Source organism: Bordetella hinzii LMG 13501 (assembly GCF_001548475.1).
In the GTDB taxonomy this organism is placed as follows: domain Bacteria; phylum Pseudomonadota; class Gammaproteobacteria; order Burkholderiales; family Burkholderiaceae_B; genus Bordetella; species Bordetella hinzii.
The window spans coordinates 16,151-41,369 of record NZ_LRUJ01000037.1; the positions used below are offsets into that span (position 1 = coordinate 16,151).

Sequence of the window (25,219 nt, forward strand, 5' to 3'; positions counted from 1 at the left end):
ATCAGGCAAAGCGCTCGGTATAGCGCTTTTCGGAAAAGCCCACGGTGACCTCGCCGTCGTCGGTCACCGTCACCGGGCGGCGCACCAGCGCCGGATACTCGGCGATCAGGCGCGTCCACTGGGCCGGCGTGGCGGCCGCCTTCTGCTCGTCGGACAGCGCCCGCCAGGTCATCGAGGTACGGTTGACGAGTTTTTCCCAGCCGCCGACCTTCTCGGCCCAGGTCTTGAGCGTGGCGGCCGGCACGGGATGGTCCCGGTAGTCGATGAACGCATGCTTGACGCCATGGTCGTTGAGCCACTCGCGCGCCTTGACGCAGGTGCTGCATTTGTTCAGGCCATAAAGCGTGGTCATGTCTGGATCTCCCGGCGGGCTTGCATGCGGTTGGCGATGATCACGCAGGTGCCCACGGCCAGGATGAATAGGGTGGCCAGCGCGTTGACCTCGGGCTTGAGACCCAGGCGCACGCGCGAGAACACTTCCATCGGCAGCGTGGAATACCCCGGGCCGGACAGGAAGGACGCCAGCACCACGTCGTCCAGCGACAGGGTGAAGGACAGCAGCCATGCCGAGGCCAGCGCGGGCGCGATGAGCGGCAGCGTGATCGCGAAGAATACCTTGATGGGGGTGGCGCCGAGATCGAGCGCGGCCTCTTCGAGCGAGCGGTCCATGTCGCGGATGCGCGACTGGATGACCACGGCGACGAAGGCCATGCAAAGCGTCACATGCCCCACCCATATGGTGAAGATGCCATTCTGCGCCGGCCAGCCCAGGTGGCCGCGCATTTCGACGAACATCAGCAGCAGCGAAATCCCCAGCACCACCTCGGGAATGACAAGCGGGGCGCTGAGCATGCCCACGTACAGCCCGAAACCCCGGAAACGCCCCATGCGCGCCAGCACGTAGCCGGCCCAGGTGCCGATGATGGTGGCCGCCGTGGCCGTGAGCGCGGCGATCTTGAAGGACAGCCAGGCCGCGCGCAGCAGCGCGTCGTCGTTAAAGAGCGAGCCATACCACCGGAAGGAAAAACCGGTCCAGGAGGTCACGACGGGCGAGTCGTTGAACGAGAACACCATCAGGCTCAGGATGGGCACGTAGAGGAAGAAATACCCCAGGCCCAGCGCCGCGTTGCGCAAGGTCTTGTTCGGCCCCTTCATGCGCGGCCTCCGTTGGCGGCTTCCTGCTGCTTGACCTGGTTGTATTGGAAGACCGCCAGCGGCACGAGCAGCAGCAGCACCATCACGCAGGTCACGGCCGAGGCCATGGGCCAGTCAGTGTTGTTGAAGAACTCGTTCCACATGACGCGGCCCATCATGAGCGTGTCGGCGCCGCCCAGCATCTCCGGAATGACGTACTCGCCCACCGCCGGGATGAAGACCAGCATGGCCCCGGCGATCACGCCGGGCCGCGACAGCGGCACGGTGATGCGCCAGAAGGCCTGCCAGGGCCGCGCGCCCAGATCGTAGGCCGCCTCAAGCAGGCGCAGGTCCATTTTGACCAGATTGGCGTAGAGCGGCAGGATGAAGAAAGGCAGATAGGCATAGACCATGCCGATATAGACCGCCAGGTCGGTGCGGTAGATTTCCAGCGGCGCGGCGGTCAGGCCCAGGCCCATCAGGACCTTGTTGAGCAGGCCGTCGTTGCGCAGGATGCCCACCCAGGCATAGACGCGCAGCAGCAGCGAGGTCCAGAACGGCAGAATGACGCCCAGCAGCAGCAGGTTGCGGTAGCGCGGCGAACTGCGCGCGATGTAATAGGCCATGGGATAGCCGATCAGGACGCAGCACAGCGTCGTGACGGCCGCCATCTTGACCGAGTTCAGGTAGGTGGCGAAATACAGGCTGTCGGTAAAGAGCAGGATGTAGCCGCGCAGGTGCAGGCTGAACTGCACCGCCTCGTCCTTGAACTCGGCAAAGGGCGTGTAGGGCGGGATGCCGAACTGCAACTCGGCGAAACTGATCTTCAGGACCAGCAGGAAGGGAATGAGCAGGAAGACCACCAGCCAGACAAAGGGCGGCACGATGGCCAGGCTGCGTCCCGAAGGCAGACGCAGCCGGATCATGATGCCAGCACCGTGGCGCTGTCGGCGTCCCAGCTGACGAAGATCTCTTCGTCTATGCCCGGCGCGTCCATGTTGGACAGCTGCAGGCTGGGCACGCTGGCCTCGACGATCTTGCCCGAGTCCAGGCGGATCTGGTAGAGGCCGTAGCTGCCCATCCAGGCCATGTGGCTCACCATGCCATGGGCCCAGTTGTATTCGCCGTCGGGCTGCTCGCGCGAGACCACCAGGCGTTCGGGGCGGATGGAAACATGCACCTGCATGCCCAGGGGCTCGCTCACGCCGTGGTTGACGAACAGCGGCCGCGTGAGCTCCTCGCTTTCGATGGCCACGTGGTCCGGCTCGTCGACCACGATGGTGCCGGTAAAGAGGTTGGTCGACCCGATGAAGCCCGCCACGAACTGCGAGTTCGGGAAGCTGTAGACCTCCTGGGGCGTGCCGCATTGGACAATCTGCCCGTCGGTCATGACGGCCAGGCGGTGCGCCATGGTCATGGCCTCCTCCTGGTCGTGGGTGACCATGATGCAGGTCACGCCGACCTGCTCGAGAATCTTGACCAGTTCGATCTGGGTCTTCTGGCGGATCTGCTTGTCCAGCGCCGACATGGGCTCGTCGAGCAAAAGCAGCTTGGGCCGCTTGACCAGGCTGCGCGCCAGGGCGACGCGCTGCTGCTGGCCGCCCGAGAGCTGGTGCGGCTTGCGGCGCGCATAGCCCGCCATCTGGACCAGGTCCAGGGCCTCGAAGACGCGGTCGTGGATCTCGGCGCGGTCCACGCCTTCCTGTTTGAGGCCGAAGGCCACATTGGCCTCGACCGTCATGTGCGGAAAGAGCGCATACGACTGGAACATCATGTTCACGGGCCGCCGGTAAGGCGGCACGCCGGTGATGTCCTCGCCGTCGAGCAGGATCTGTCCCGAGGTCGCATCCTCGAAGCCGGCCAGCATGCGCAGCAGCGTGGATTTGCCGCTGCCCGAACTGCCCAGAAGCGCGAAGATCTCGTTGCGGCGCACGGCCAGATTGACCGAGCGCACCGCGACGGTGTCGCCGAAGATCTTGACCACATCGACGATCTTGACGAACTCGTCCGGATCGCCGGAATGCTGCGCCGTGTAACGGCTTTCACTCATGATGGCTTATCGTCCCGACTTCAGTTCGGCCCACATGCGCGTCTGCAGGCGCTGGATGGGCAGGGGCTGGGCCTTGATCACGTAGAGCGACTTGGACACCTCGGCCGAGGGATAGATCATGGGATTGTCGGCCACTTCCTTGACCACGTATTTGCGCGCCTCCTTGTTGGCGTTCGGATAGAACATGGTGTTGGTGATGGCCGCATGCACCTGCGGCGTCTCGATGTAGTTGATGAAGGCGTGCGCCTCATCGGGATGCGGCGCGTCCTTGGGAATGACCATCAGGTCGAACCAGGCCGGCGCCCCGCCCTTCGGAATGAAGTAATTGATTTCATAAGGCTTCTTGGCTTCCTGGGCACGGTGGCGCGCGATCATGACGTCGCCCGAGAAGCCGTAGACCATGCACAGGTCGCCCACGGCCAGCTCATCGATATAGCCCGAGGAGCTGAACTGCCGGATATAGGGGCGGATTTTCTTGAGGACCTCGAGCGCGGCCTTGTAGTCATCGGCCTTGTCGCTGTTGGGGTCCTTGCCCAGGTACTTCAGCACGGCCGGAAAGACCTGGGCGGCCTCGTCCAGCATGGAGATGCCGCACTCTTTCAGCTTGGCGGCGTTCTCGGGCTTGAACAGCATGTCCCAGTTGGCGAGGTCCACGTCGTCGCCCATGATCTGCTTGACCTTGGTGACGTTGTAGCCCAGGCCGTTGGTGCCATAACCCCAGGGCACGGCGTACTGGTTGCCCGGATCCACCTGTGCCACCAGGGCCATGATGTCGGGGTCGAGATGCTTCAGGTTGGGGATCTTGGATTTGTCCAGCTTCTGGAACAGGCCGCCCTCGATCTGGCGCGACGCATAGTGCGTCGACGGCACGACGATGTCGTAGCCGGACTTGCCGGTCAGCAGCTTGGCCTGCAAGGTGTCGTTGTTGTCGTAGACGTCATAGCGCACCTTGATGCCGGTTTCGCGTTCGAAACCCGGAATCGTATCGGGCGCCGTGTATTCCGCCCAGTTGTAGACATTGACGACCTTGTTCTGCGCCAGCGCGGGCGCCGCTGCCGCTGCCACCAGCGCCAGACCCACCGCCACACGCATCCCCGCCGAGGTTTTCATCGCGAGCCCCTTGCCGATTTCGAGAATTGCCAAAAGGCAAAATAATAAAGCCTTTTAAGGGGGGGTTGGTAAGCGGCTGGCGATCAGATCGACGAATTTGCCCGAAGTTGGCGCAGCGCCACACCTTGGGCCGTCCGCATCAGCCGCCGGTCGCCCGATAGGCCTCGGCAATCGCCTGCCAGGCCTGTTGTCCGCGGGCGCCGGCGACCTTGACGAGCGAACGCTGCAGACGCCGCAGGTTGGCCTGCCGCTGGCCGGCCGACACACCGCCATCGCGGCCCCGGTCGAAGTCGATCAGCCAGGCGCGGCCTTCGGGATCGAGCAGGATATTGTAGGCATTGAGGTCGGCATGCCAGACACCTGCGGCATGCATGGCGGCAATCGCCCGGCCCGCCGCCCGGCAGGCCGCCGGCGCGAGGTCGGCGGCCAGGGGCCGCACGCCGGGCAGGCGCTCGACCAGGATGGCGGCCCGATAGGCCAGCCCTTCGCGCCAATAGGCCGCGGCCAGCGGCGCCGGCACGGGCAGGCCGGCGGCCTTCATGCGCGCCAGCAGCCGGAACTCGCGGAAACAGCGAGTGCGCGCCTCGCCGGTCCAGATATAGGCCTGGCGCGCGATGCGGGCGATCAGCCCGCCGCGCCGATAGCCGCGCAACACCCCTTCCCAGCCCGGCCCCTGGACGAACCAAGCCGCCTGGCGGCCGCCGGCCTGCACAGGCCGGGCGCCGGCGCCATAGCTGGCCGGGTCGAGCACGGCCGGATCCGGCGGCGAGAGCCGCCGCGCCTCGAACAGCATCGCGCCGCCCCGGAAAGCCAGCCTGGGATAGGCGTGCGGATCAATCGGCACGGTTGCGCATCCAGTCGGCCACGCCGAAAAAAGAATGCAGCAGGCGCTCGACCAGGGCCGCTTCTATGCCCTGGTCCTGCATGGCCCGCCCCATGCAGGCCACCCACTGGTCGCGTTCGATCTGGCCGATGGAAAACGGCAGGTGGCGGGCGCGCAGCCGCGGATGGCCGAAGCGCTGGATGTAATGATCGGGACCGCCGAAATAGCCGCACAGAAACCAGAACAGCTTGTCGCGGGCCTCTTGCAGGCTGGGGCCGTGCGCATCGCGCAAGGCCTTGAAATCCGGCTCCAGGTCCATCAGGTCATAAAAGCGGTCGACCAGTCCGCGCACACCGGGCTCTCCGCCCAGCAATTCGAAAATGGTCTTGCTCGTATCGAGCGGCTCGAACACCGCCTCCACACGTGTGGTCGTCATCATGCGTCTCGCAAAGTCACCAAGGGCGGCGTGCGCAGGACGCCGCGCAAAGCCAGCGCGCCGCCCGCCCAGGCGCCGGCCATGCCGGCTGCCGCCCCCGCCGCCCAGGGCCAGAGGCTCAAGGATATGGCGAAATCAAATACCTGGGTGGACAGCACCCAGGCCACCGCCGTGGCGCCCGCGGCGGCCAACAAGCCCGCCAGCGCGCCCACGGCCAACAGTTCCAGGCGCTGGGCGCGCGCCAGCTGCGCCCGGGTCGCGCCCAGCGCGCGCAGCACCGCGGCTTCGCGGATGCGTTCGTCGCGCGTGGCCGACAGCGCGGTCGCCAGCACCAGCACGCCCGCGCCCAGCGTAAACATAAAGAGCAATTGCACCGCCTTGACCACCTCGGTCAGCACTGATTGCAGCTGGCCGAGGATGGCGCCCACATCGAACACCGTCAGATTGGGATAGTCGCGCACGAGGTCGCGCAGCAAGACGGCTTTTTCCGGCGGCAGGTAGAAAGACGTGATCCAGCTTTGCGGCATGTCCGCCAGCGCCGGCGGGGAAAGAATGGCAAAGAAATTCACGCGCATCGTATCCCAATCGACGCGGCGCGTGCCGGCGACCGTCACGCGCACGGTCTGCCCGGCGATATCGAAATCCAGCTTGTCGCCAGCCGACAGCCCCAGCGATTTCGCCAGGCCCGACTCCAGCGAGACCTCCTGGCCGGCCGGGTCGAGCCAGCGTCCGCTCTCCATGCGGTTGCCCTCGGGCGCCGTCTCGGCATAAGAGAGGTTGAACTCGCGGTCGACCAGGCGCTTGGCGCGCGGCTCGTCATAATCGTCCGGCCCGACCGCCTTGTCATTGACGGCGATCAAACGGCCCCGGACCATGGGCCAGAGGCGGATCTGGGCCAGTCCCTCGGCCTGCAGCCGCGCGAGCACGGCCTCGCGCTGGTCGGGCTGGATATTGATCAGGAAGCGGTTCGGCGCATCGGCCGGCACCGTGCGGCGCCAGCCATCGACCAGGTCGGCGCGCGTCATCGCCAGGAGCAGCAAGGCCATCAGCCCCATGGCCAGGGCGCAGACCTGGGTGATGGTCGCCATGCGCCGGCGGACCACGCCGGCCAGCGCGAAACGCAAGGTGGGCAGCCCGGCCAGGCGCGGCCGCAGGCGCGCCAGCCCCTGCACACACAGGGCCGCCACGGCGCCAAAGACGGCGAAGGCGGCCAAAAAGCCTCCCGCCACCACCGCGCCCAGGCGCAGGTCGCCGGCGAACCACCAGATGAGCAGGGCCAGCCCGCCCGCGCCCACGGCATAGCCCAGGGCGCTGCGCGCCGGCAGGCGCCCGTCTTCGCGCCGCAGCACGCGGGCCGGCGGCACATGGCGCAAGCGCGCCAGCGTGGGCAGGGCAAAGCCCAGCAGCATCAACAGCCCGGTCAGCAGGCCCTGCAGGGCCGGCAGCAGGGTCGCCGCCGGCAACTGCGTGTCGATGAGGCCGGCCAGGGCACTGACCAGCAGCTGGTGCACGCCATAGCCCACCGCGCCACCCGCCCCGCAAGCCAGCAGCCCCAGGGCGGCGAACTCGACCCACAGCGTGCGCGCCACCAGGGCCTGGCTGGCGCCCAGGCAGCGCATGACGGCCACGCCGTCGCGATGCCGCGTCATGAAGCGACCGGCGGCCAGCGCCACCGCCACCGCCGAGATCAATACGGCCAGCAGGGCGACCAGCGAAAGAAAGCGCTGCGCGCGGTCCAGTGTGCGGCGCATTTCGGGCCGGCCCGACTCCAGCGTGGCGATGCGCTGGCCGCGCTGCAGGTGCTGGCCCAGCCAGGCCTGGAACTGCGCCACGGCCTGGGCGTCGCCGGCCGCCAGCAAGGCATAGCCGATACGGCTGCCCGTGGTGACCAGGCCGGTGGCGGCCAAGTCAGCGCGGCCCAGCATGACGCGCGGCGCGACGTTGACGAACTGCATGCCGCGATCAGGCTCGTAGGTGAGCACGCGCGCCACGGTGAAGCGGGCGTCGCCCAGTTTCAGCGCATCGCCCACCTTCAGGCCTAGCAAAGCCAGCAACTGCGGGTCGGCCCAGACCGTGCCCGGCGCCGGGATACCGCGCGCCGGCGCATCCGGTTCAAAGGGCGCGGGCGCCACGCGCAGGGCCCCGCGCAAAGGGTATCCCGGATCCACCGCCTTGACCGACACCAGCTGGGCGCTGTCCCCGGCCATCGCCATGGACGGAAACTGCAGGGTGTGCGCCACGGTCAGCCCGCGCTGGGCGGCCTCGCGGTCCACCTCGGGCGGGATGGGCTCATCGGCCTCCAGCACCAGGTCGGCGCCCAGCATCTGGGCGGCATCGCGCTCCAGCGCGCGCGAAACCCGGTCGGCCAGGAAGCCCACGCTGGTGACGGCGGCCACGGCCACCACCAGGGCCAGGGCCAGCAGACGCAACTCGCCCGCGCGCCCGTCACGCCGCAACATCGCCAGCCCGAGTTTGAAGGCGGCCCGCCAGGCGCCCGGCGCCGGTTTTTTATCAGGGAAATCCATCATGAGTCCAAGGTGGCCAAGCGCCTGTTTGCCCAAAGAATCCCGCTATCATGCGCGGGGGATGGCCCAAAAGGCCGTTCACGGAAAGAACAAAAAACCATATTCGGAGAAGACCCCATGCGTAAGTCCTGGCTAGCCGCTGGCCTGTTTTCCGCCTGCGCCTTTGCTGTCGCCCTGCCCGCCACAGCCCAAAACACCCTCAAGATGGCCTACGCCCTGTCGACCAGTTCGCACTACGGCGCGGGCGCCGACGCCCTGGCCAAGTCCATCGAAGCCTCCTCGCAGGGCAAGTACAAGGTCCAGCAGTTCGCCAACAGCGCGCTGGGCGGCGAGCGCGAAGTCATCGAGGGCCTGCAGATCGGCACCGTCGACCTGGCCATCGTCTCGACCGGCGCCACCCTGAATTTCGTCCCCGAAACCGGCGTCTTCGACATCCCCTTCCTGTTGCGCGACCTGCCGCATGCCCGCGCGGTGCTCGACAGCAAGATAGGCCAGGATATGCTGGCTAAGTTCCCCAGCCGCGGCATCATCGCGCTGGCCTGGGGCGAACAGGGCTTTCGCCACCTGACCAATAATATCCGCCCGGTCAAGACCCCGGCCGATGCCAAGGGCCTGAAGATCCGCACCACGGAAAACCCCATCCACATCACGGCTTTCCGCCAGATCGGCATCCTGCCCACGCCCATGGCCTGGCCGGAAGTGGCCACCGCCTTGCAGCAAGGCACCATCGACGGACAAGAGAACCCGCTGTCGGTGATCACCTCGGCCAAGCTGTCGCAGATGCAGAAATACCTGTCCCTGACCGGCCATGTCTACGGGCCCGCCCTGGTGCTGATGTCGGCCAATGTCTATAACGGCCTGTCGGCCGCCGACAAGGCCAATTTCGACAAGGCCGGCAAGGAGGCCGCCGTGGCCATGCGCGCCTACGTGGACAACATCGAGAAAACCGGCGTCGAGCAGCTCAAGAAGGAAGGCATGCAGGTCAACGAAGTCGACCGCGCCGCCTTTGCCGCCGCCGTCGAGCCGGCCTATCCCGAGTACTACAAGAAATTCGACAAGAAGCTGATCGAAGCGATCCGCGACACCAAGTAAGCCAGCCTCCCCACCAGCCGCCCTTCCAGGCGGCTGGTCTGCTTTTGCCTGGAACTCCATCATGCCTATGCTTTGCGCTGTCGAGCGCGGCCTGTTCAAACTGGTTTCTGTCGTGGCCCAGCTGCTGCTGGTGGCTTCGGCGATCTGCGCTTTCTATCAAGTGATTGCCCGTTTCATCCTGCACTCGCCTGCCGACTGGAGCGAGGTCGCCACGCGCGCCCTGCTCATCTGGACGGTGCTGCTGGGCGTGGCCCTGGCTTTCCGCCACGGCGCCATGATCAGCGTCGAGCTGCTGCGCAATACCCTCAAGGGCCGCGGGCGGCGCCTGCTGGAGCACCTGATCGCCCTGATCTGCACGGCCTTCATGGTCGCGCTGGCCTGGATAGGCGGCCAGATGACCTGGCGCGTGCGTTTCCAGACGGTGCCCAGCCTGGACATGTCGATTTCCTGGATCTATCTCGCCATACCAGTGGGCGCCACGCTGGCGGCCTTGGCCATCATCGCGCGCTGGGCGCGCAACGAGGAAGACGACGTGCCCGTGCGCAATGACGCGCAGGGCTGATCGTTCCCTATTTCATTGCATCGTTCAGGCGGTACACCATGTCGCAGTTGATGATAGTTTCGATGCTGATTTTCTTCGGCCTGTCTATCCCGGTGGCGGTGGCCATCGGGCTGGCGGCGCTGACCGGCATCTCCGTGGGCGGCCTGCCCTGGCTGGCCTTTGCCCAGCAGATTTTCGCGGCCCTCGATAAATACCCCTTGGTCGCCATCCCCTTCTTCATCCTGGCCGGCAACCTGATGGAAGCCGGCGGTATCTCCGAGCGGATGGTCGAGTTCGCCAAGAGCATCGTCGGCGGCATCCAGGGCGGCCTGGCCTGCACCTGCGTGCTGACCTGCATGATTTTTGCCGCGGTGGCCGGCTCCAGCGTGGCCACGACCTTCGCGGTCGGCGCCATCCTGATCCCCGCCATGGTCCGCCACGGCTACCCCAAGCCTTTCGCGGCTTCGCTGCAGGCCAGCGCCGCCGAACTGGGGGTGATCATCCCGCCGTCCATCCCGATGATCCTGTTCGCCGTCTCGACCGACACCTCGACCGGCGAGCTGTTCATCGCGGGCGTGATGCCCGGTATCCTCATCGGCCTGGCCCTGATGTTCTATGTCTGGCTTTACGCCAAGCGCAACGGCCTGGGCACGCGCGACGGCGAAGGCCGCCTGCCGCTGTGGCCGGCCTTCAAGCGCGCCTGGCTGGCCCTGCTGATGCCGGTCATCATCCTGGGCGGCATCTATGGCGGCGTCTTCACTCCCACCGAAGCCTCGGTGGTCGCCGTCTTCTATGCCATCGTGGTGGGCAAATTCGTCTATCGCCGCCTGCAGATCGCCGACATCTCCCTCACCTTGCACAAATCGGTGATATCGACGGCGGTGATCATGTTCCTGATCGCCAACGCCGGCGTCTTCAGCTTCCTGCTCAACCGCGCAGGCATTCCCGATATCCTGGGCGGATGGCTGTCGCAGCTCTTTGACAGCAAGTTCGGCTTCCTGATGGGCGTGAATGCGGCGCTGTTCGTCATCGGCATGTTCGTCGAGACCTCGGCCTCCATCGTCGTGCTGGCCCCGCTGCTGCTGCCGGTGGCGGTGAAGTTCGGCGTGGAGCCGGTGCACTTCGGCGTCATCATGGTCGTCAACCTGGCCCTGGGCATGGTGACGCCGCCCTTCGGTGTCAATCTCTTCGCCGCCTGCGCCGTGGCCAAGCTGTCCGTCGAACAACTGATCAAGCCGCTGGTGCCCTTTGTCGTCGTGGTGCTGGTCTGCCTGATGATCATCACCTACTGGCCGGGCCTGTCGCTGGGGCTGAGGGATCTCGTGTACGCCAAGTGACCCTCCCGCGTGTCAGACACCCCGGGCGCCAGCCAAGGCAAGCCAACACCGCCCAGGGTGCCTGACAGCGGCAAATCCGTCCGCCCGAACGCGGCTCCGGCAAGGCCGATAAAAGCAAGCTACGTCAGCGAATCCAACAACACCGGCACGGTGTTGAGCACATGCTGGCGCATGGCGGCCTCGCATTGCGCCGGGTCGCCGGTCTTGAGCGCGTCGATCAGTTCCTGGTGGGAGGCGCGGGCGCGCAGGCCGCGGCCGGGCTGGGCCGACCACAAGCGCATATAGGGCTCCACCACCGAATGCAGTTCGGCGATCTGGCCCAGCAGGCGGGGCTGATCGCAGAAACCGCAGAGGTATTCGTGGAATTCGCGGTGGGTCGTGGTCCAGTCGAGGTAGTCCTGCTCCATCAGGTCCAGCATGCCCGCCAGGCGGCGGATATGCTCGGGCGCCATGTGGGACACCGCGTTGCGCATGGCCAGGCCCTCCAGGACCGACCTCATCTCGAAGACTTCCTGCATTTCCTGGCGGTTCAGGCCGCGCACGACCGCGCCGCGATTGGCGCGGATCTCGACCAGCCCCTCGGAGGCCAGGCGGCGCAGCGCGCCGCGCACCGGCATGCGGCTGGTGCCGATCTGGCCGGCGATGGTCTCGGGCACCAGCCGCGAGCCGGGCGCGAACCGGCCCAGCCGGATCTGCTGCTGGATGAACTGATAGGCCTCTTCTTCGGCCGTCAAGGCGGTCTTGTGCAAGGCGTCGTGTGCGTGAGAGGAAAGGCGCAATGATATAGCGGGCGCGCCAGGATGCATCCGAGGCAAAGATTAACATAAATTGGATCCAATGATCCATAGATACAATACCTAGTATTCCGGGCGGCGCCGGCCCGGTCTAATGCATCCCGGCCGCCAAACGGGCAGCCGTTGTCCGCATCACACGTATCGAATACAAGGGGATCCCCATGAAACCGCGTTTCCTGAGCGCCATGCTGGCCGCCTGCGCCCTGGCCTTCGCCGGCCAGGCGTCCGCGCAAGACAAGGATTGGCCGCAACACCCGGTCAAGATCGTCGTGCCCTTCCAGGCGGGTTCGGCCACCGATCTGATCTCGCGCCAACTGGGCGCGGCGCTGGCTGTCGAACTGGGCCAGCCCTTCGTGGTCGAAGCGCGCCCGGGCGCGGCGGCGGCCATCGGCAGCGCCGCGGTGGCGCGGGCCGAGCCGGACGGCTATACCCTGTTGATGGGTGGTCCGGCGGCCCTGGTGACCAACCGCTTCCTGCAAAAGCGCCTGGCCTACGACCCCGACAAGTTCGCCCTGGTGTCCATGGTCGCCGTCACCCCCAATATCCTGCTGACCAACCCCTCGCAACCCTTCAAGACCCTGCCTGAAATGGTGGCCTACGCGCGCGCCAATCCCGGCAAGCTGACCTATGCCTCCTTCGGCACGGGTACGACCTCGCACATGGCCGGCGAAATGCTCAAGTCGGTGGCGGGCATCGACATCCTGCACATCCCCTACAAGGGCGCGGGCGAAGCCATTCCAGCGCTGTTGAGCGGCCAGGTGTCGATGTACTTCGACACCATCATGACCGGCCTGCCCCAGGTCAAGAGCGGCAACCTGATCGCGCTGGGCCTGTCCAACGCGCGGCGCTCGGCGCTGGCGCCCGAGATCCCCACCATTGCCGAACAGGGTTTCGCCGGCTACGACATCGCGCCGTGGTACGGTCTGGTCGCGCCCGAAGGCACGCCGCCCGCCGTGCTGGACAAGCTCAACCGCGCCGTCAACAAAGTCCTGGCCGACCCGGGGCTGCGCGACAAGCTGGCCGAGGCCGGCGCCGAGCCCCAGGGCGGCACGCGCGAATCCTTCGCCGCTTTTGTAAAGTCCGAGATTCCGCGCACGCAAAAACTCATCGAACAAGCCGGCGTCACCGCCCAATAACTTTTCATCCCCCGCATCATGTCTATGCCTTTTGATTGGACCTTCCCCTACGCCTCCCGAAAAATGCCGGTACTGGCGGCCAATACGGTCGCGACCAGCCAGCCGCTGGCCGCGCAGGCGGGGCTGCGCATGATGCTGGCGGGCGGCAATGCCGTGGATAGCGCGATCGCCACGGCCATTGCGCTGACCGTCGTCGAACCCGTGATGAACGGCATCGGCGGCGATATGTTCACCCTGGTCTGGCACGAAGGCCGCCTGTATGGCCTGAACTCCAGCGGCCGCTCGCCCGCGGCCTGGACGCCGGAGTATTTCGCCGGCCGCGACGCCATGCCGCCCACCGGCTGGGGCACGGTCACCGTGCCCGGCCAGGTGGCCGGCTGGAAGGCCCTGCACGAGCGCTTCGGCAAACTGCCTTTCGCGCAGCTGTTCGAACCCGCCATCGAATATGCCGAGCGCGGCTTCGCCGTCTCGCCCACGATCGCGCGCCAATGGGCCACCCAGGCCCCTAAGCTGGCCCATGAGCCGGGGTTCGCCGAGGCCTTCCTGCCCGCGGGCCGCGCGCCCGAGGCCGGCCAATGGTGGCGCTTCCCCGAGCAGGCCAGGACCCTGCGCGAGATCGCCGAGACCGGTGGCGAGAGCTTTTACCGTGGCGCGCTGGCCGAGAAAATCGCCGCCTTCGCGCGCCAGACGGGCGGCGCGCTGACCGCCGAGGACCTGGCCGCGCACCGGCCGGAGTGGGTCGAGCCGATTTCCCAGGGATTCCGCGGCTATCGCCTGCACGAAATCCCGCCCAACGGCCAAGGCATCTCGGCCCTGATCGCCCTGGGACTGCTGGAGCAGTTCGACCTGGAAGCGATGGGCCGCGACAGCGCCGACTACTATCACGTCAGCATCGAGGCCATGAAGCTGGCCTTCGCCGACCTGCACCACCATGTGGCCGACCCCGCCCACATGCGCGTCGATGCCGCCGCCCTGCTCGACCCGGCCTATCTGGCCGAGCGCGCACGCCTCATCCGCATGGACCAGGCCGCCGCCCCCATGGCCGGCGCCCCCAAGACCGGCGGCACCGTCTACCTGACCGCGGCCGATGCCGGCGGCACCATGGTGTCTTTCATCCAGTCCAACTACCACGGTTTCGGCTCGGGCGTGGTCGTGCCCGGCACCGGCATCAGCCTGCACAACCGCGGCCTGAACTTTGTCCTGACGCCGGGCCATGCCAACCAGGTCGGCCCGCGCAAACAGCCCATGCACACCATCATCCCGGCCTTCGTCACCAAGGACGGCCAGCCGGTGATGTCTTTCGGCGTCATGGGCGGTTCGATGCAGGCCCAAGGGCATTTGCAGATGATGACCCGCCTGGCGGCCTTCGGCCAGAATCCGCAGGCCATGAGCGATGCGCCGCGTTTCCGCGTCGAGAACGGCCCGGTCGTCAACGTGGAGTCGCACCTGCCCGCCGACGTGGTGCAGGCCCTGCGCGCGCGCGGCCACAACGTCGCCGTGGCGCCGGCCGACAGCCTGGAGTTCGGTTCGGCCCAGTTGATTCACCGCCTGCCCGGCGGCGGCTATGTCGCCGCTTCCGACTCCCGCCGCGACGGGCAGGCCGTCGGCTTCTAGCGTCGCAGCACGAGAACCTCGCCGGGTTCTTGGTTTGGAGGCCGCGCTTGGCGCGGCCTTTTTTTATGCGCCGGCGCGCGACTCAGGCATGCAGATGCCGCACCGCCAGGGCCGCGGCCGCCGTCCGTGTCTCGACGCCGAGCTTGACGAAGATGTGCTCCAGATGTTTGTTCACCGTGCGCGGCGACATGCCCAGGATCTCGGCAATATCGCGATTGGTCTTGCCCTTGGCCAGCCATTGCAAGACATCGCCTTCGCGCGGCGTCAAGCCATAGGCGCCGGCCAGGCCGCCAGCTTCGGCACGCGGCGACTCCTCCAACAACAGCAGGGTCTCGCCGCGCGCGGCCGACAGGCTCAGCGTCAGGCGGCCCCGGTCCTTGTCGATGACCAGGGGCGCGGCCGCCGCACCCGAGGCGATATGGCGGCCGATCCATTCGGCCAGCGGCGCGGGCAGATCCAATGCATCCTCGGCACAGCCGAAATAGGCGGCCAGCCACAGCCGCGCCTTGCCGGTGCGCCACACCGGAGCGCCGCGGGCGTCGAGGGCGACCACGGCGCGCGCGGCCGCGTCGATGAGATCGAAGGCCGTCGACAGCTTGCGCGCGTTGCGCAGATGCGTCTGCAGGCGCGCGACCACCACCTCGGTATCCAGGGGCTTGGTGACATAATCCACGCCCCCGGCCCGGAAGCCGCGCACCACATGCTCGGGCTCGGTCAGGCCCGTCATGAAGACCACCGGCACCTGGCTGGCGGCCGGATGCGCCTTGAGCCGGGCGCAGGTCTCGAAGCCATCCAGGCCGGGCATGACGGCATCCAGCAACACGATATCGGGCACGATGTAGTCGACCCGTTCGATGGCCGATGCGCCGTCGGTGGCGATCAGCACGCGATAGCCGGCCTCGTCCAGCGCCGTGGACAGCATCTTCAGGTTGTCCGGGGCGTCATCGACCAGCATGACGAGGTTCTTATCGGCAGAGGGCATGGTGGCGCTGTACATGATGTTTGAGCAGTTGCTTGAATTCGGCCAGCTGGAACTCGCTCGCCAGGCCGCGCAAATGGCCCGTGAACGGGCGGGTATGCGGCTGGCGTGACTGGATTTCGTCCAGTTTGGCGAGTATTCCCTTGATATAGCCCATGGCGCCCAGCTCGAGCAGCGCCTCGGCGTCCTCGCGGTCCAATGCAATGCCATGCAGGTCGGGCAAGGCGGTGGGAGGCGCCGGCGGCGGCACGACCCACTGCAGTTTCAGATGGGCGCCGATGCGGCCCAGCAGATCGTCCATGATGACCGGCTTGGCGATGAAATCGGTATAGCCGCTTTGCTGGGGTTCTTTCTGGTCCAGGCCCAGCACATTGGCCGACAACATGAGGATGGGAACCGCCACGCCCTGCTCGCGCAACAAGCGGCACACCTCCCACCCCGCCATGCCCGGCATGGACACATCCATCAGCACCAGGGCCGGCCGCAAGGTGTGGATACAGGCCAGGCAGGCCGCGCCGCTATTGGCCTCGTGCACCTCGAAGCCCAGCGGCTCGAGCATGTCGCGCACCAGCCGCCGCTGCGAGGCCTGGTCGTCCACCGTCAGGATGCGCAGGCGCTCGCCCACATAGCCCACGGCCGGCCCGGCCGCCCGCGCGTCGCCGCGCGGTGAGCGAACCTCGGGCAGGAAGAGCTTGAGCGTGAACACGCTGCCCTGCCCGACCGTGCTGCGCACGGTCAGCTCGCCGCCCATGATGCCGGTGAGCATGCGGCAAATGGTCAGCCCCAGGCCGGTCCCCGTATCCGCCTGCTCGGCGGCCGCCCAGCTGCGCTCGAAGGGCAGGAAAATCCGCTCCAGGTCGTCGGCCGGAATCCCCATGCCGCTGTCCTCGGCCTCGAACAGCACCATGTCGGCGGCCGCCTTCACGCGCAGCGTCACGTGGCCGCGCTGCGTGAACTTGACCGCGTTGCTCATCAGGTTGATGAGGATCTGCCGCAGGCGTTTTTCATCAATATGCACGATGCTGGGCAGCTCCGGCGAGGGCTGATAGCTGAAGGCCAGCCCCTTGAGCGCGGTCTGCGGACGGAACATCTGCACGATCTGCTCCAGGAACTCCGGCAGGCGCAGTTCGCTGTTCTCCAGCCGCAGCTTGCCGGCCTCGATGCGGGCGATATCCAACAGGCCGTCGATCAGGCCGATCAGGTGCTTGCCGCTGCGGTGGATGACGTCGATGGCCTCGCGGCGAGCCGGCGGCAACGCCGGATCGCGCTGCAGGATCTGGGCATAACCCAGGATGCTGTTCAAGGGCGCGCGCAGTTCGTGGCTCATGCCGCTCATGAAACGGCTCTTGGCCAGGTTGGCGCTCTCGGCGGCTTCCTTGGCCCTTTGCAGCTCGGCATCGGTTTGCTGGTGGGCGGCGATTTCGCGCAGCAGCAGGTGCGTCTGGCGGTCCGACTCTTCCTGGGCCACACGCCGGCTCTCATGGGTCAGCACCAGCCACCAGGCGGCCACGCCCGCGATCAGCAGCAGCGCCGCGTAGAGCTTGAAGAAAGTCGCGCGCAGCCCGGCCAGCGCCATCCCGGCGCGTTCATAGCCCACGGCTTCCTGGTAGTAGATGAGGCCGAGGATGATGGCCAGCAACAGCCCGATGGCGGCGAGAATGACCAGATAGTGCACCAGCCGCGTGTGGACCATGGGCGCCAGCGGCTTGGGCAGCAGGCGCGTGAGCGCGGCCAAGACCTGGTCGCGCAGCCGGGCGTGGGGCTTGCAGCGGTCCTGGCAACGCGCATCCAGCGTGCAGCACAGCGAACAGATCGCGCCGTTGTAGGCCGGGCAATGCGCCATGTCGGGCGACTCGAAGGCATTGGCGCAGATGACGCAGACCTGCTCGGCCGCGCCCGGCGCCGGCGGTTCGGGCTGGCGCGCCAGGTTGTAGCGCCCGCGCGTGGCCCAGGCGATCAGGGGCGCGCAGGCAAAGGCCGCCACCAGCGCCACGAAGGGCGAGAGCGCCTGCGCCAGCGCCCCGGCCTGGCCGGGAAACACCCCGGCGAAGGCCAGCAGGCCCAGCGTCATGGCGATCAGCATGCTGCCCACCCCCACCGGATTGATGTCATACAGGTAGGCGCGCCGGAACTCGATGCGCGCCGGCGACAGGCCCAAGGGCTTGTTGATCACGAGGTCGCCCACCAGCGCGCCTATCCAGGCCAGCGCCACGTGCGAGAAGACCGCCAGCACATGCTCGAGCGCGCCGAAGACGCCCATTTCCATCAGCACGATGGCGATCAGCACGTTGAACACCAGCCACACCACGCGGCCGGGGTGGCTGTGCGTGACCCGGGCGAAGAAATTCGACCAGGCCAGCGAGCCCGCATAGGCGTTGGTGACATTGATCTTGACCTGCGACACCACCACGAAGGCCGTGGCCAGGGACAGCGCCAGCCCGGGATGCTGGACCACATAGCCATAGGCCACCAGATACATATGGGTGGGATCGGCGGCCTTGTCCACCGGTACGCCCCGCCCCAGCGCCAGGTAGGCGAGAAAGGCCCCGCCGAGGATCTTGGCCGCGCCGGGCAGGATCCAGCCCGGCCCCGCGCACAGCAGCGCCGCCCACCAGCGCAGCCGGTTGGCCCGCGTTGGTTCGGGCAGGAAGCGCAGGAAATCGACCTGTTCGCCGATCTGTGTCACCAGCGAGGCGGCCACCGCCACGGCCGCGCCGAACATCAGCAGGCTGAACGAGCCGCCGCGCCCGTCGAACCCGGCGAACTGCAGAAAGCCGGCCAGCGCTCCCGGATCCTTGGCCAGGATGAAACCGTAGGGCAACAAAAGCAGCAGCAGCCAGGCCGGCTGGGTCCAGGATTGCAGCCGGTTGATGAAGGTGATGCCATAGGCCACCATCGGCAGGATGACCACGGCGCACAGCAGATAGCCGATGGACAGCGGCAAGCCGGTGGCCAGCTCGATGGCCAGGGCCATGATGGCCGCCTCCAGCGCGAAGAAGATGAAGGTGAAGGATGCGTAGATCAGCGAGGTGATGGTCGAGCCGATGTAGCCAAAGCCCGCTCCGCGCGTGAGCAGGTCCATGTCCAGCCCGTGGCGCGCCGCGTAGTAGGCGATGGGCAGGCCGGTCAGGAAGGTCACCAGGGCCACCGCGATGATGGCCCAGAAGGCATTGACGAAGCCATAGTTCAGGGCCAGCGCGCCGCCTATGGCCTCCAGCGCCAGGAAGGACACCGCGCCCAGCGCGGTATTGGCCACCCGGAACTCGCTCCATTTGCGAAACGACACCGGCGTGAAGCGCAGGGCGTAATCCTCCAGCGTCTCGTTGGCGACCCAGGTGTTGTAGTCGCGGCGGATCTTGACGATTCGTTGCGGGGCGGACAAATCAGGCTCCGTCGATGCGGGTTGGCGATTTCGCGGTCCCGGCGTGCGTTGTTTGACGTAGTTGCCGTTGTAGCGCCCCGGGACCGGCCTGCCTCTACGTCAATCAACGTATGTTGCAACGCAGCATGCCCTCCTAGTATGCCTTCACCCCCCGTGCTGCGGCAGCTGTCCCGCATGCTCGGTTTCCCTGGTCGTGATCCATTATTAGGAGTCACCGATGTCTGGCAAACCCCCGATCGACAACGCGCCGGCCTCGCCGTCCCGGCGCCGCGCCACCCTGGCCCTGGCCTCCCTTCCCCTGCTGGGCATGCCCATGCTCGGGCGCGCGGCCGCCGCCAACACGACCGGCCTGGCCGTCACCGACACCGAAGTCACGGTCGGCCAGCTGCACTCGGCCACGGGCACCATGGCCATCAGCGAAACCGGCTCGATCCAGTCCGAACGCCTGGCCATCGAGCAGATCAACGCCATGGGCGGCATCCTGGGCCGCAAGATCAAGGTCATCCAGGAGGATGGCGCCTCGGATTGGCCCACCTTCGCCGAAAAGGCGCGCAAGCTGCTGGTCAGCGACAAAGTGGCCACCGTCTTCGGCTGCTGGACCTCGGCCTCGCGCAAGGCCGTGCTGCCGGTATTCGAGAAAGAAAACGGCCTGCTCTATTACCCGACCTTCTATGAGGGCCTGGAGCAGTCCAAGAACGTGTTCTATACCGGCCAGGAGGCCACGCAGCAGATCCTGTCCAGCATCGACTGGCTGGCGCGCGAGAAGAAAGCCAAGACCTTCTACCTGATCGGCTCCGACTATATCTGGCCGCGCACCTCCAACAAGATCGCCCGCAAGCACATCGAGAACGTGCTCAAGGGCGAAGTCGTCGGCGAGGAGTACTACCCGCTGGGCCATACCCAATTCGGCTCGCTGATCAACAAGATCAAGCTGAAAAAACCCGACGTGGTGTTCGCCGTTGTCGTGGGCGGCAGCAACGTGTCCTTCTACAAACAGCTCAAGGCGGCCGGCGTCACCGCCGACAAGCAGAAGCTGTTGACGATCTCGGTCACCGAGGATGAACTGCTGGGCATAGGCGGCGAGAACGCCGAGGGCTTCTGGTCCTGCATGAAGTACTTCCAGAGCCTGGACAACCCCAACAACAAGAAATTCGTCGAGGCCTTCAAGGCCAAGTATGGCGCCAACGCCGTCATCGGCGATGTAACGCAGGCCGCCTACCTTGGCCCCTGGCTATGGAAGATGGCCGTCGAGAAGGCCGGCAGCTTCGACGTGGACAAGGTGGTGGCCGCCTCGGCGGACCTGGAGTTCAAGGAAGCCCCCGAGGGCTACGTCAAGGTGGATCCCAACCACCATTTGTGGAGCCGGACCCGCATCGGCCAGATCCGCAAGGACGGCCAGTTCGACGTCATCTTCGAGACGCCGGAGCTCATCAAGCCCGATCCCTTCCCCAAGGGTTACCAATAAGCCATCGCGACACGCGGCGCCGGGGCGCCGCCCTCTGCCGGGAGCAATCCATGGAATCCTTTTCGGACCTGGGAGCCATTCTGCTGATGCAGGGCTTCAATGGCCTGTCGGTGTTCAGCGTGCTGCTGCTGATGGCGCTCGGGCTGGCCATCATCTTCGGCCAGATGGGCGTCATCAATATGGCCCACGGCGAGTTCCTGGCGGTGGGCGCCTACTGCACCTATCTATGCTCAGAACTGGTGCAGCAGTACGCGCCGGGCATGATGCCGGCCTACTTCTTCTTTGCCATCGTGCTGGCCTTCGCCGTGACCTTCGCGCTGGGCTGGCTGGCAGAGTGGCTGATGATCCGCCATCTCTATCGCCGTCCGCTGGACACGCTGCTGGCGACCTGGGGCCTGTCCCTGGTGTTGCAGCAGTCGCTGCGCTCCATCTTCGGGCCGCGCGAGGTCAGCCCCACGCTGCCCGATTGGCTGATGGGATCCTGGCAGCCGCTGGACGGGGTGGACATCCCGATCAACGGCCTGTTCGTCATGTCGATCAGCATCGTGCTCACCGGCGCCCTGCTGCTGGGACTGTTCCGCTCGACCTGGGGCCTGCATGTGCGCGCCACCGTGCAGAACCGCCCCATGAGCGCGGCGGCCGGCATCGACACCCGGCGGGTGGACCGCGTGACCTTCGCGCTGGGCTGCGGCATCGCCGGCATCGCCGGCGCGGCCTTCACCACCATAGGCTCGACCGGGCCGACCAGCGGCTCGCTCTACATCGTCGATACCTTCCTGACCGTGGTCTTCGGCGGCGCAGCCAGCCTGTTCGGCACCATCGCCTCGGCCTTTGTCATCGCCCAGACCCAGTCCATCTCGGAGTTCTTCATGACCGGCTCCATGGCCAAGGTCCTCACCCTGTCGGTCGTCGTCATCATCCTGATGCTGCGTCCGCAAGGACTGTTCAGCATCCGCGTGCGCAAATAGGAGCCGCCATCATGCAGAAGTTCTATCGCAATGTGCTGGGCGGCGGCGGCGGCCTGGCCGGGCTGCTGATCCTGGCGGCCGTGATCTTCGTGGTCTTCCCCCTGGCCCTGGACGTATTTCGCCTGAATCTCATCGGCAAATACCTGACTTACGCCTTCGTCGCGCTCGGCCTGGTGCTGTGCTGGGGCTATGGCGGCATCCTGAGCCTGGGCCAGGGCGTCTTCTTCGGCCTGGGCGGCTATTGCATGGCCATGTTCCTGAAACTGGAAGCCTCGACCGTCGAGGCCACCAAGATCCAGTCCACGCCCGGCATCCCGGATTTCATGGACTGGAACCAGCTCACCGCCCTGCCCTGGTTCTGGGTGCCCTTCAAGAGCTTCTGGTTCACCCTCCTGGCCATCCCCGTGGTGCCTTGCCTGCTCGCCCTGGTCCTGGGCATGGCGATGTTCAAGCGCCGCGTGGGCGACACCTATTTCGCCATTGTCACCCAGGCCGTCGCGCTCATCCTGTCGGTGCTCATCATCGGCCAGCAGGGCTGGACCGGCGGCGTCAACGGCATCACCGACCTCAAGACCCTGCTGGGCTGGGACATCCGCGGCGACGGCGCGAAGCTGACGCTGTACTTCATCAATGCGGTCCTGCTGTTCGGCTGCATCCTGTTCGGGCGCTTCCTGCTCTCTTCCAAGCTGGGCAAACTGCTGGTGGCCATGCGGGACAAGGAGGAGCGCGTGCGCTTCTCGGGCTATGACGTCGCCAGCTTCAAGGTATTCGTCTTCTGCGTGGCGGCGGTGTTCTCGGCCATAGGCGGGGCGATGTTCACCCTGCAGGTCGGGTTCATGTCGCCCTCTTTCGTCGGCATCGTGCCCTCCATTGAGATGGTGATCTTCGCGGCGGTCGGCGGGCGGCTCTCGTTGCTGGGCGCCGTCTACGGCACGCTGCTGGTCAATTTCGGCAAGAGCTATTTCTCCGAGAGTTTCCCGCAGCTCTGGCTGTTTCTCATGGGCGGACTCTTCATCGCGGTGGTCATGGCCTTCCCGAATGGCCTGGCCGGCCTCTACAACCAGTACATCAAGCCCCGGCTCAAGCGCAAGGTCTCGCGCGACCCGGCCGACGGCGCCACGGAGGCCGCATGAGCACCTCGGAATTCGCTCTCTATATCGAAGGCCTGACCGTCTCGTTCAATGGCTTTGTCGCCGTCAACGATCTCAACCTGTATGTGGACCAGGGCGAGCTGCGCGTGGTCATCGGCCCCAATGGGGCGGGCAAGACCACGCTGCTGGACCTGATCTGCGGGCGCACCCGCGCCACGGCCGGCTCGATCCGCTTCAAGGACACCGAGCTCACCCGGCTGGCCGAGTACGAGATCGTGCGCGCCGGCGTCGGCCGCAAATTCCAGACGCCGTCCATTTACGAAACCCTGTCGGTGCGCGAGAACCTCGAGGTTTCCTATCCGCGCGGCCGCGACGTGCTGGGCGCGCTGACCTTCAAGCGCACCGGCGACGTGATCGCGCGCGTCGAACAGGTGGCCGAGGAGATCTTCCTCGCCCCGCTGCTGGACCGCCCGGCCGAACTGCTGTCGCATGGCCAGAAGCAATGGCTGGAGATCGGCATGCTGCTCATGCAAGAACCCGAACTCATGATGCTGGATGAGCCGGTCGCCGGCATGAGCGTCTCGGAGCGCGAGCGCACGGCCGAGCTGCTCAGCCGCATCAGCCGCGGCCGCTCGATGATCGTCATCGAGCACGACATGGAGTTCGTCAAGAACATCGCGCACAAAGTCACGGTGCTGCACCAGGGCAAGGTGCTGGCCGAGGGCAGCATGGACAAAGTGCAGTCCGATCCGCGCGTGGTCGAAGTCTATCTGGGCCACTGAGGCCGGGAGGCAATATGTTCAACATCGCTGGCCTGGTATCGGGCTATGGCCAAAGCCGCGTCATCCATGGCGTGGACCTGACGGTGGCGCAGGGCGAGATCGTCGCCGTGATGGGCCGCAATGGCATGGGCAAGACGACGCTGTTCAAGACCCTGATGGGCCTGTTGCCCGCCATGCAGGGCGCCATCACGCTGGACGGCAAGCCCCTGGCACGCCTGGAAAGCCACCAGCGCGTGCGCAGCGGCGTGGCCTATGTGCCGCAGGGGCGCATGATCTTCCCCACGCTGACGGTCGAAGAGAACATCCGCACCGGACTGCGCGGCCGGGCGCTGCGCGACCCGGTGCCCGACGAAATCTACGCCCTCTTCCCGGTGCTGCACGACATGCGCCGGCGGCGAGGCGGCGACCTCTCCGGCGGCCAGCAGCAGCAGCTGGCCATCGCCCGGGCCCTGGCCACCCATCCGCGCGTGCTGCTGCTGGACGAACCGACCGAGGGCATCCAGCCTTCGGTCATCAAGGACATCGCGCGCAGCCTGCTCGAAATCCGCCAGCTGCGCGATCTGGCCATCATCGTCTCCGAGCAAGTCTTGAGTTTCACCCTGCAGATCGCCGACCGGCTGATCGTGATCGACAAAGGCCGCTTCGTCCACGAAGACCTGCGCGAACACGTCGACGAACAGACGATCAGCAAATACCTGTCTGTCTGAACTTCCCTCCGAAGGAGCAAGCCATGCCTGAAACCCTGATCAAAGTCGATCTGGCGCAATCGCCCTACGAGAACGACGGCATCCACAATCGCTGGCACCCCGACATCCCCATGGCCGTCTGGGTCAAGCCCGGCGACGACTTCGTGCTGGAGACCTACGATTGGACCGGCGGCGCGATCAAGAACGACGATGACGCCTCCGATGTCCGCGACGTCGACCTCTCCACGGTGCACTTCCTGTCCGGTCCGGTGGGCGTCGAGGGTGCCGAGCCGGGCGATCTGCTGGTGGTCGACCTGCTGGACATCGGCGCCAAGGACGACAGCCTGTGGGGGTTCAACGGCTTTTTCAGCAAGAAGAACGGCGGCGGCTTCCTGACCGAACACTTCCCGCTGGCCCAGAAATCCATCTGGGACTTCGAGGGCATGTTCACCACCTCGCGCCACATCCCCGGCGTGCGCTTTGCCGGGCTCATCCACCCCGGCCTGATCGGCTGCCTGCCGGACCAGGCGCTGCTGGACACATGGAACCAGCGTGAACAGGCCCTGATCGACAGCGATCCCGGCCGTGTGCCGCCGCTGGCCAATCCACCCGCGGCCAAGACGGCCCACATGGGCAAGCTCAAGGGCGCCGAGCGCGAGCGCGCCGCGGCCAGCGGGGCGCGCACCGTGCCGCCGCGCGAACACGGCGGCAACTGCGACATCAAGGATCTTTCTCGCGGCTCGCGCGTGTTCTTCCCGGTCTATGTGCAAGGCGGCGGACTGTCCGTCGGCGATCTGCATTTCTCGCAGGGCGACGGTGAAATCACCTTCTGCGGCGCCATCGAAATGGCCGGCTGGGTGCATATGCGCGTCTCTCTCATCAAGGGCGGCATGGACAAATACGGCATCCGCAACCCCATCTTCAAGCCCAGCCCCATCACCCCCAACTACAAGGACTACCTGATCTTCGAGGGTATCTCGGTCGACGAAGGCGGCAAGCAGCACTACCTGGACGTGCACATCGCCTACCGCCAGGCCTGCCTGAACGCCATCGAGTACCTGAAGAAATTCGGCTATTCCGGCGCCCAGGCCTACTCCATCCTGGGCACCGCGCCGGTGCAGGGCCACATCAGCGGCGTGGTGGACATCCCCAACGCCTGCGCCACGCTATGGCTGCCGACCGAGATCTTCGAGTTCGACATCCAGCCCAGCGCCAGCGGGCCGGTCAAACACCTCAAGGGCGACATCGACATGCCCATCGCCCCGGACCGCTGA

22 protein-coding genes are annotated in these 25,219 nt (G+C 66.3%); 11 read left to right on the forward strand and 11 right to left on the reverse strand.

The features are described from left to right. Nucleotide 1 precedes the first annotated feature (1 nt). From AXA74_RS19400 to AXA74_RS19435, 8 genes are all read right to left on the reverse strand, one after another. Nucleotides 2-352: an arsenate reductase gene (locus AXA74_RS19400; protein ID WP_029577319.1), complete on the reverse strand. Its 351-nt coding sequence runs from the start codon at nt 350-352 to the stop codon at nt 2-4. Next, nucleotides 349-1,155 carry an ABC transporter permease subunit gene (locus tag AXA74_RS19405; RefSeq protein WP_029577318.1) on the reverse strand — a complete coding sequence of 269 codons (807 nt, stop codon included), beginning with the start codon at nt 1,153-1,155 and terminating at the stop codon, nt 349-351. Before AXA74_RS19405 ends, AXA74_RS19400 begins: the two co-directional genes overlap by 4 nt. After that, on the reverse strand, nt 1,152-2,060 hold the full coding sequence (locus tag AXA74_RS19410) for an ABC transporter permease subunit (protein ID WP_029577317.1): 909 nt from the start codon (nt 2,058-2,060) through the stop codon (nt 1,152-1,154). The genes AXA74_RS19405 and AXA74_RS19410 overlap by 4 nt, the downstream gene beginning before the upstream one ends. Beyond that, the gene (locus tag AXA74_RS19415) at nt 2,057-3,184 is read right to left on the reverse strand and encodes an ABC transporter ATP-binding protein (RefSeq protein ID WP_032978123.1); all 1,128 of its coding nucleotides are present in this window, start codon (nt 3,182-3,184) and stop codon (nt 2,057-2,059) included. Before AXA74_RS19415 ends, AXA74_RS19410 begins: the two co-directional genes overlap by 4 nt. A 6-nt stretch (nt 3,185-3,190) precedes the next feature. Next, on the reverse strand, nt 3,191-4,294 hold the full coding sequence (locus AXA74_RS19420) for a polyamine ABC transporter substrate-binding protein (RefSeq protein WP_032964386.1): 1,104 nt from the start codon (nt 4,292-4,294) through the stop codon (nt 3,191-3,193). A gap of 139 nt (nt 4,295-4,433) precedes the next feature. Further along, nucleotides 4,434-5,138, reverse strand: a complete 705-nt coding sequence (locus AXA74_RS19425; RefSeq protein WP_032978125.1) for a 3-deoxy-D-manno-octulosonic acid kinase — start codon at nt 5,136-5,138, stop codon at nt 4,434-4,436. Then, nucleotides 5,128-5,553, reverse strand: a complete 426-nt coding sequence (locus AXA74_RS19430; RefSeq protein ID WP_029577313.1) for a group II truncated hemoglobin — start codon at nt 5,551-5,553, stop codon at nt 5,128-5,130. Before AXA74_RS19430 ends, AXA74_RS19425 begins: the two co-directional genes overlap by 11 nt. Next, nucleotides 5,553-8,081 carry an ABC transporter permease gene (locus AXA74_RS19435; RefSeq protein ID WP_126623593.1) on the reverse strand — a complete coding sequence of 843 codons (2,529 nt, stop codon included), beginning with the start codon at nt 8,079-8,081 and terminating at the stop codon, nt 5,553-5,555. The genes AXA74_RS19430 and AXA74_RS19435 overlap by 1 nt, the downstream gene beginning before the upstream one ends. A gap of 114 nt (nt 8,082-8,195) precedes the next feature. On the opposite strand from AXA74_RS19435, the gene AXA74_RS19440 reads away from it, so the two are divergent. The 3 genes from AXA74_RS19440 (at nt 8,196) to AXA74_RS19450 (ending at nt 11,048) form a co-directional block, all read left to right on the forward strand. Then, nucleotides 8,196-9,170, forward strand: coding sequence for a TRAP transporter substrate-binding protein (locus tag AXA74_RS19440; RefSeq protein ID WP_029577311.1), 975 nt, complete (start codon nt 8,196-8,198; stop codon nt 9,168-9,170). A gap of 61 nt (nt 9,171-9,231) precedes the next feature. Then, complete coding sequence (locus AXA74_RS19445) at nt 9,232-9,732, forward strand: TRAP transporter small permease (RefSeq protein ID WP_029577310.1); 501 nt, start codon at nt 9,232-9,234, stop codon at nt 9,730-9,732. A 38-nt stretch (nt 9,733-9,770) separates the two neighbouring features. Further along, complete coding sequence (locus AXA74_RS19450; protein WP_029577309.1) at nt 9,771-11,048, forward strand: TRAP transporter large permease; 1,278 nt, start codon at nt 9,771-9,773, stop codon at nt 11,046-11,048. 119 nt (nt 11,049-11,167) lie between these two features. Here AXA74_RS19450 and AXA74_RS19455 read toward each other — a convergent pair whose 3' ends face one another. After that, a complete protein-coding gene (locus tag AXA74_RS19455) occupies nt 11,168-11,797 on the reverse strand; it encodes a GntR family transcriptional regulator (RefSeq protein WP_032964385.1) in 630 nt (209 codons plus the stop codon). Between the two features lie 206 nt (nt 11,798-12,003). On the opposite strand from AXA74_RS19455, the gene AXA74_RS19460 reads away from it, so the two are divergent. Both AXA74_RS19460 and ggt read left to right on the forward strand, forming a co-directional pair. After that, nucleotides 12,004-12,978 (forward strand): Bug family tripartite tricarboxylate transporter substrate binding protein, encoded by a 975-nt coding sequence (locus AXA74_RS19460; protein ID WP_029577306.1) that lies wholly within the window; start codon nt 12,004-12,006, stop codon nt 12,976-12,978. Nucleotides 12,979-12,996: 18 nt separating this feature from the next. After that, complete coding sequence (gene ggt / locus AXA74_RS19465) at nt 12,997-14,592, forward strand: gamma-glutamyltransferase (protein WP_029577305.1); 1,596 nt, start codon at nt 12,997-12,999, stop codon at nt 14,590-14,592. Nucleotides 14,593-14,674: 82 nt separating this feature from the next. On the opposite strand, the gene AXA74_RS19470 is transcribed toward ggt, so the two are convergent. Both AXA74_RS19470 and AXA74_RS19475 read right to left on the reverse strand, forming a co-directional pair. Then, nucleotides 14,675-15,574: a response regulator transcription factor gene (locus tag AXA74_RS19470; RefSeq protein WP_223850542.1), complete on the reverse strand. Its 900-nt coding sequence runs from the start codon at nt 15,572-15,574 to the stop codon at nt 14,675-14,677. Next, the gene (locus tag AXA74_RS19475) at nt 15,558-18,953 is read right to left on the reverse strand and encodes a hybrid sensor histidine kinase/response regulator (protein ID WP_032978128.1); all 3,396 of its coding nucleotides are present in this window, start codon (nt 18,951-18,953) and stop codon (nt 15,558-15,560) included. The genes AXA74_RS19470 and AXA74_RS19475 overlap by 17 nt, the downstream gene beginning before the upstream one ends. Before the next feature lie 217 nt (nt 18,954-19,170). Here AXA74_RS19475 and urtA point away from each other — a divergent pair, with 217 nt between their 5' ends. The 6 genes from urtA to fmdA are packed head-to-tail and all read left to right on the forward strand — an operon-like array spanning nt 19,171 to nt 25,219. Then, nucleotides 19,171-20,418, forward strand: coding sequence for an urea ABC transporter substrate-binding protein (urtA, locus tag AXA74_RS19480; RefSeq protein WP_029577302.1), 1,248 nt, complete (start codon nt 19,171-19,173; stop codon nt 20,416-20,418). Nucleotides 20,419-20,468: 50 nt separating this feature from the next. Next, on the forward strand, nt 20,469-21,386 hold the full coding sequence (gene urtB, locus AXA74_RS19485) for an urea ABC transporter permease subunit UrtB (RefSeq protein ID WP_029577301.1): 918 nt from the start codon (nt 20,469-20,471) through the stop codon (nt 21,384-21,386). A gap of 11 nt (nt 21,387-21,397) precedes the next feature. Continuing rightward, on the forward strand, nt 21,398-22,519 hold the full coding sequence (gene urtC, locus AXA74_RS19490; protein ID WP_051593916.1) for an urea ABC transporter permease subunit UrtC: 1,122 nt from the start codon (nt 21,398-21,400) through the stop codon (nt 22,517-22,519). Continuing rightward, nucleotides 22,516-23,259 carry an urea ABC transporter ATP-binding protein UrtD gene (gene urtD / locus AXA74_RS19495; protein WP_029577299.1) on the forward strand — a complete coding sequence of 248 codons (744 nt, stop codon included), beginning with the start codon at nt 22,516-22,518 and terminating at the stop codon, nt 23,257-23,259. Before urtC ends, urtD begins: the two co-directional genes overlap by 4 nt. 14 nt (nt 23,260-23,273) lie before the next feature. Next, a complete protein-coding gene (gene urtE, locus AXA74_RS19500; RefSeq protein WP_029577298.1) occupies nt 23,274-23,966 on the forward strand; it encodes an urea ABC transporter ATP-binding subunit UrtE in 693 nt (230 codons plus the stop codon). A gap of 23 nt (nt 23,967-23,989) precedes the next feature. Next, nucleotides 23,990-25,219: a formamidase gene (fmdA, locus tag AXA74_RS19505; protein WP_029577297.1), complete on the forward strand. Its 1,230-nt coding sequence runs from the start codon at nt 23,990-23,992 to the stop codon at nt 25,217-25,219.

Excerpts from the sequence above, each read along its gene's own strand:
- AXA74_RS19415 (WP_032978123.1), bottom strand. The coding sequence starts at position 3,184 with ATGAGTGAAAGCCGTTACACGGCGCAGCATTCCGGCGATCCGGACGAG.
- AXA74_RS19410 (WP_029577317.1), bottom strand. The coding sequence starts at position 2,060 with ATGATCCGGCTGCGTCTGCCTTCGGGACGCAGCCTGGCCATCGTGCCG.
- urtE (WP_029577298.1), top strand. The coding sequence starts at position 23,274 with ATGTTCAACATCGCTGGCCTGGTATCGGGCTATGGCCAAAGCCGCGTC.
- AXA74_RS19405 (WP_029577318.1), bottom strand. The coding sequence starts at position 1,155 with ATGAAGGGGCCGAACAAGACCTTGCGCAACGCGGCGCTGGGCCTGGGG.
- AXA74_RS19470 (WP_223850542.1), bottom strand. The coding sequence starts at position 15,574 with ATGCCCTCTGCCGATAAGAACCTCGTCATGCTGGTCGATGACGCCCCG.
- AXA74_RS19430 (WP_029577313.1), bottom strand. The coding sequence starts at position 5,553 with ATGACGACCACACGTGTGGAGGCGGTGTTCGAGCCGCTCGATACGAGC.
- AXA74_RS19445 (WP_029577310.1), top strand. The coding sequence starts at position 9,232 with ATGCCTATGCTTTGCGCTGTCGAGCGCGGCCTGTTCAAACTGGTTTCT.
- AXA74_RS19450 (WP_029577309.1), top strand. The coding sequence starts at position 9,771 with ATGTCGCAGTTGATGATAGTTTCGATGCTGATTTTCTTCGGCCTGTCT.
- urtC (WP_051593916.1), top strand. The coding sequence starts at position 21,398 with ATGCAGAAGTTCTATCGCAATGTGCTGGGCGGCGGCGGCGGCCTGGCC.
- ggt (WP_029577305.1), top strand. The coding sequence starts at position 12,997 with ATGTCTATGCCTTTTGATTGGACCTTCCCCTACGCCTCCCGAAAAATG.
- urtD (WP_029577299.1), top strand. The coding sequence starts at position 22,516 with ATGAGCACCTCGGAATTCGCTCTCTATATCGAAGGCCTGACCGTCTCG.
- AXA74_RS19400 (WP_029577319.1), bottom strand. The coding sequence starts at position 352 with ATGACCACGCTTTATGGCCTGAACAAATGCAGCACCTGCGTCAAGGCG.
- urtA (WP_029577302.1), top strand. The coding sequence starts at position 19,171 with ATGTCTGGCAAACCCCCGATCGACAACGCGCCGGCCTCGCCGTCCCGG.
- AXA74_RS19460 (WP_029577306.1), top strand. The coding sequence starts at position 12,004 with ATGAAACCGCGTTTCCTGAGCGCCATGCTGGCCGCCTGCGCCCTGGCC.
- urtB (WP_029577301.1), top strand. The coding sequence starts at position 20,469 with ATGGAATCCTTTTCGGACCTGGGAGCCATTCTGCTGATGCAGGGCTTC.
- AXA74_RS19420 (WP_032964386.1), bottom strand. The coding sequence starts at position 4,294 with ATGAAAACCTCGGCGGGGATGCGTGTGGCGGTGGGTCTGGCGCTGGTG.
- fmdA (WP_029577297.1), top strand. The coding sequence starts at position 23,990 with ATGCCTGAAACCCTGATCAAAGTCGATCTGGCGCAATCGCCCTACGAG.
- AXA74_RS19440 (WP_029577311.1), top strand. The coding sequence starts at position 8,196 with ATGCGTAAGTCCTGGCTAGCCGCTGGCCTGTTTTCCGCCTGCGCCTTT.
- AXA74_RS19435 (WP_126623593.1), bottom strand. The coding sequence starts at position 8,081 with ATGATGGATTTCCCTGATAAAAAACCGGCGCCGGGCGCCTGGCGGGCC.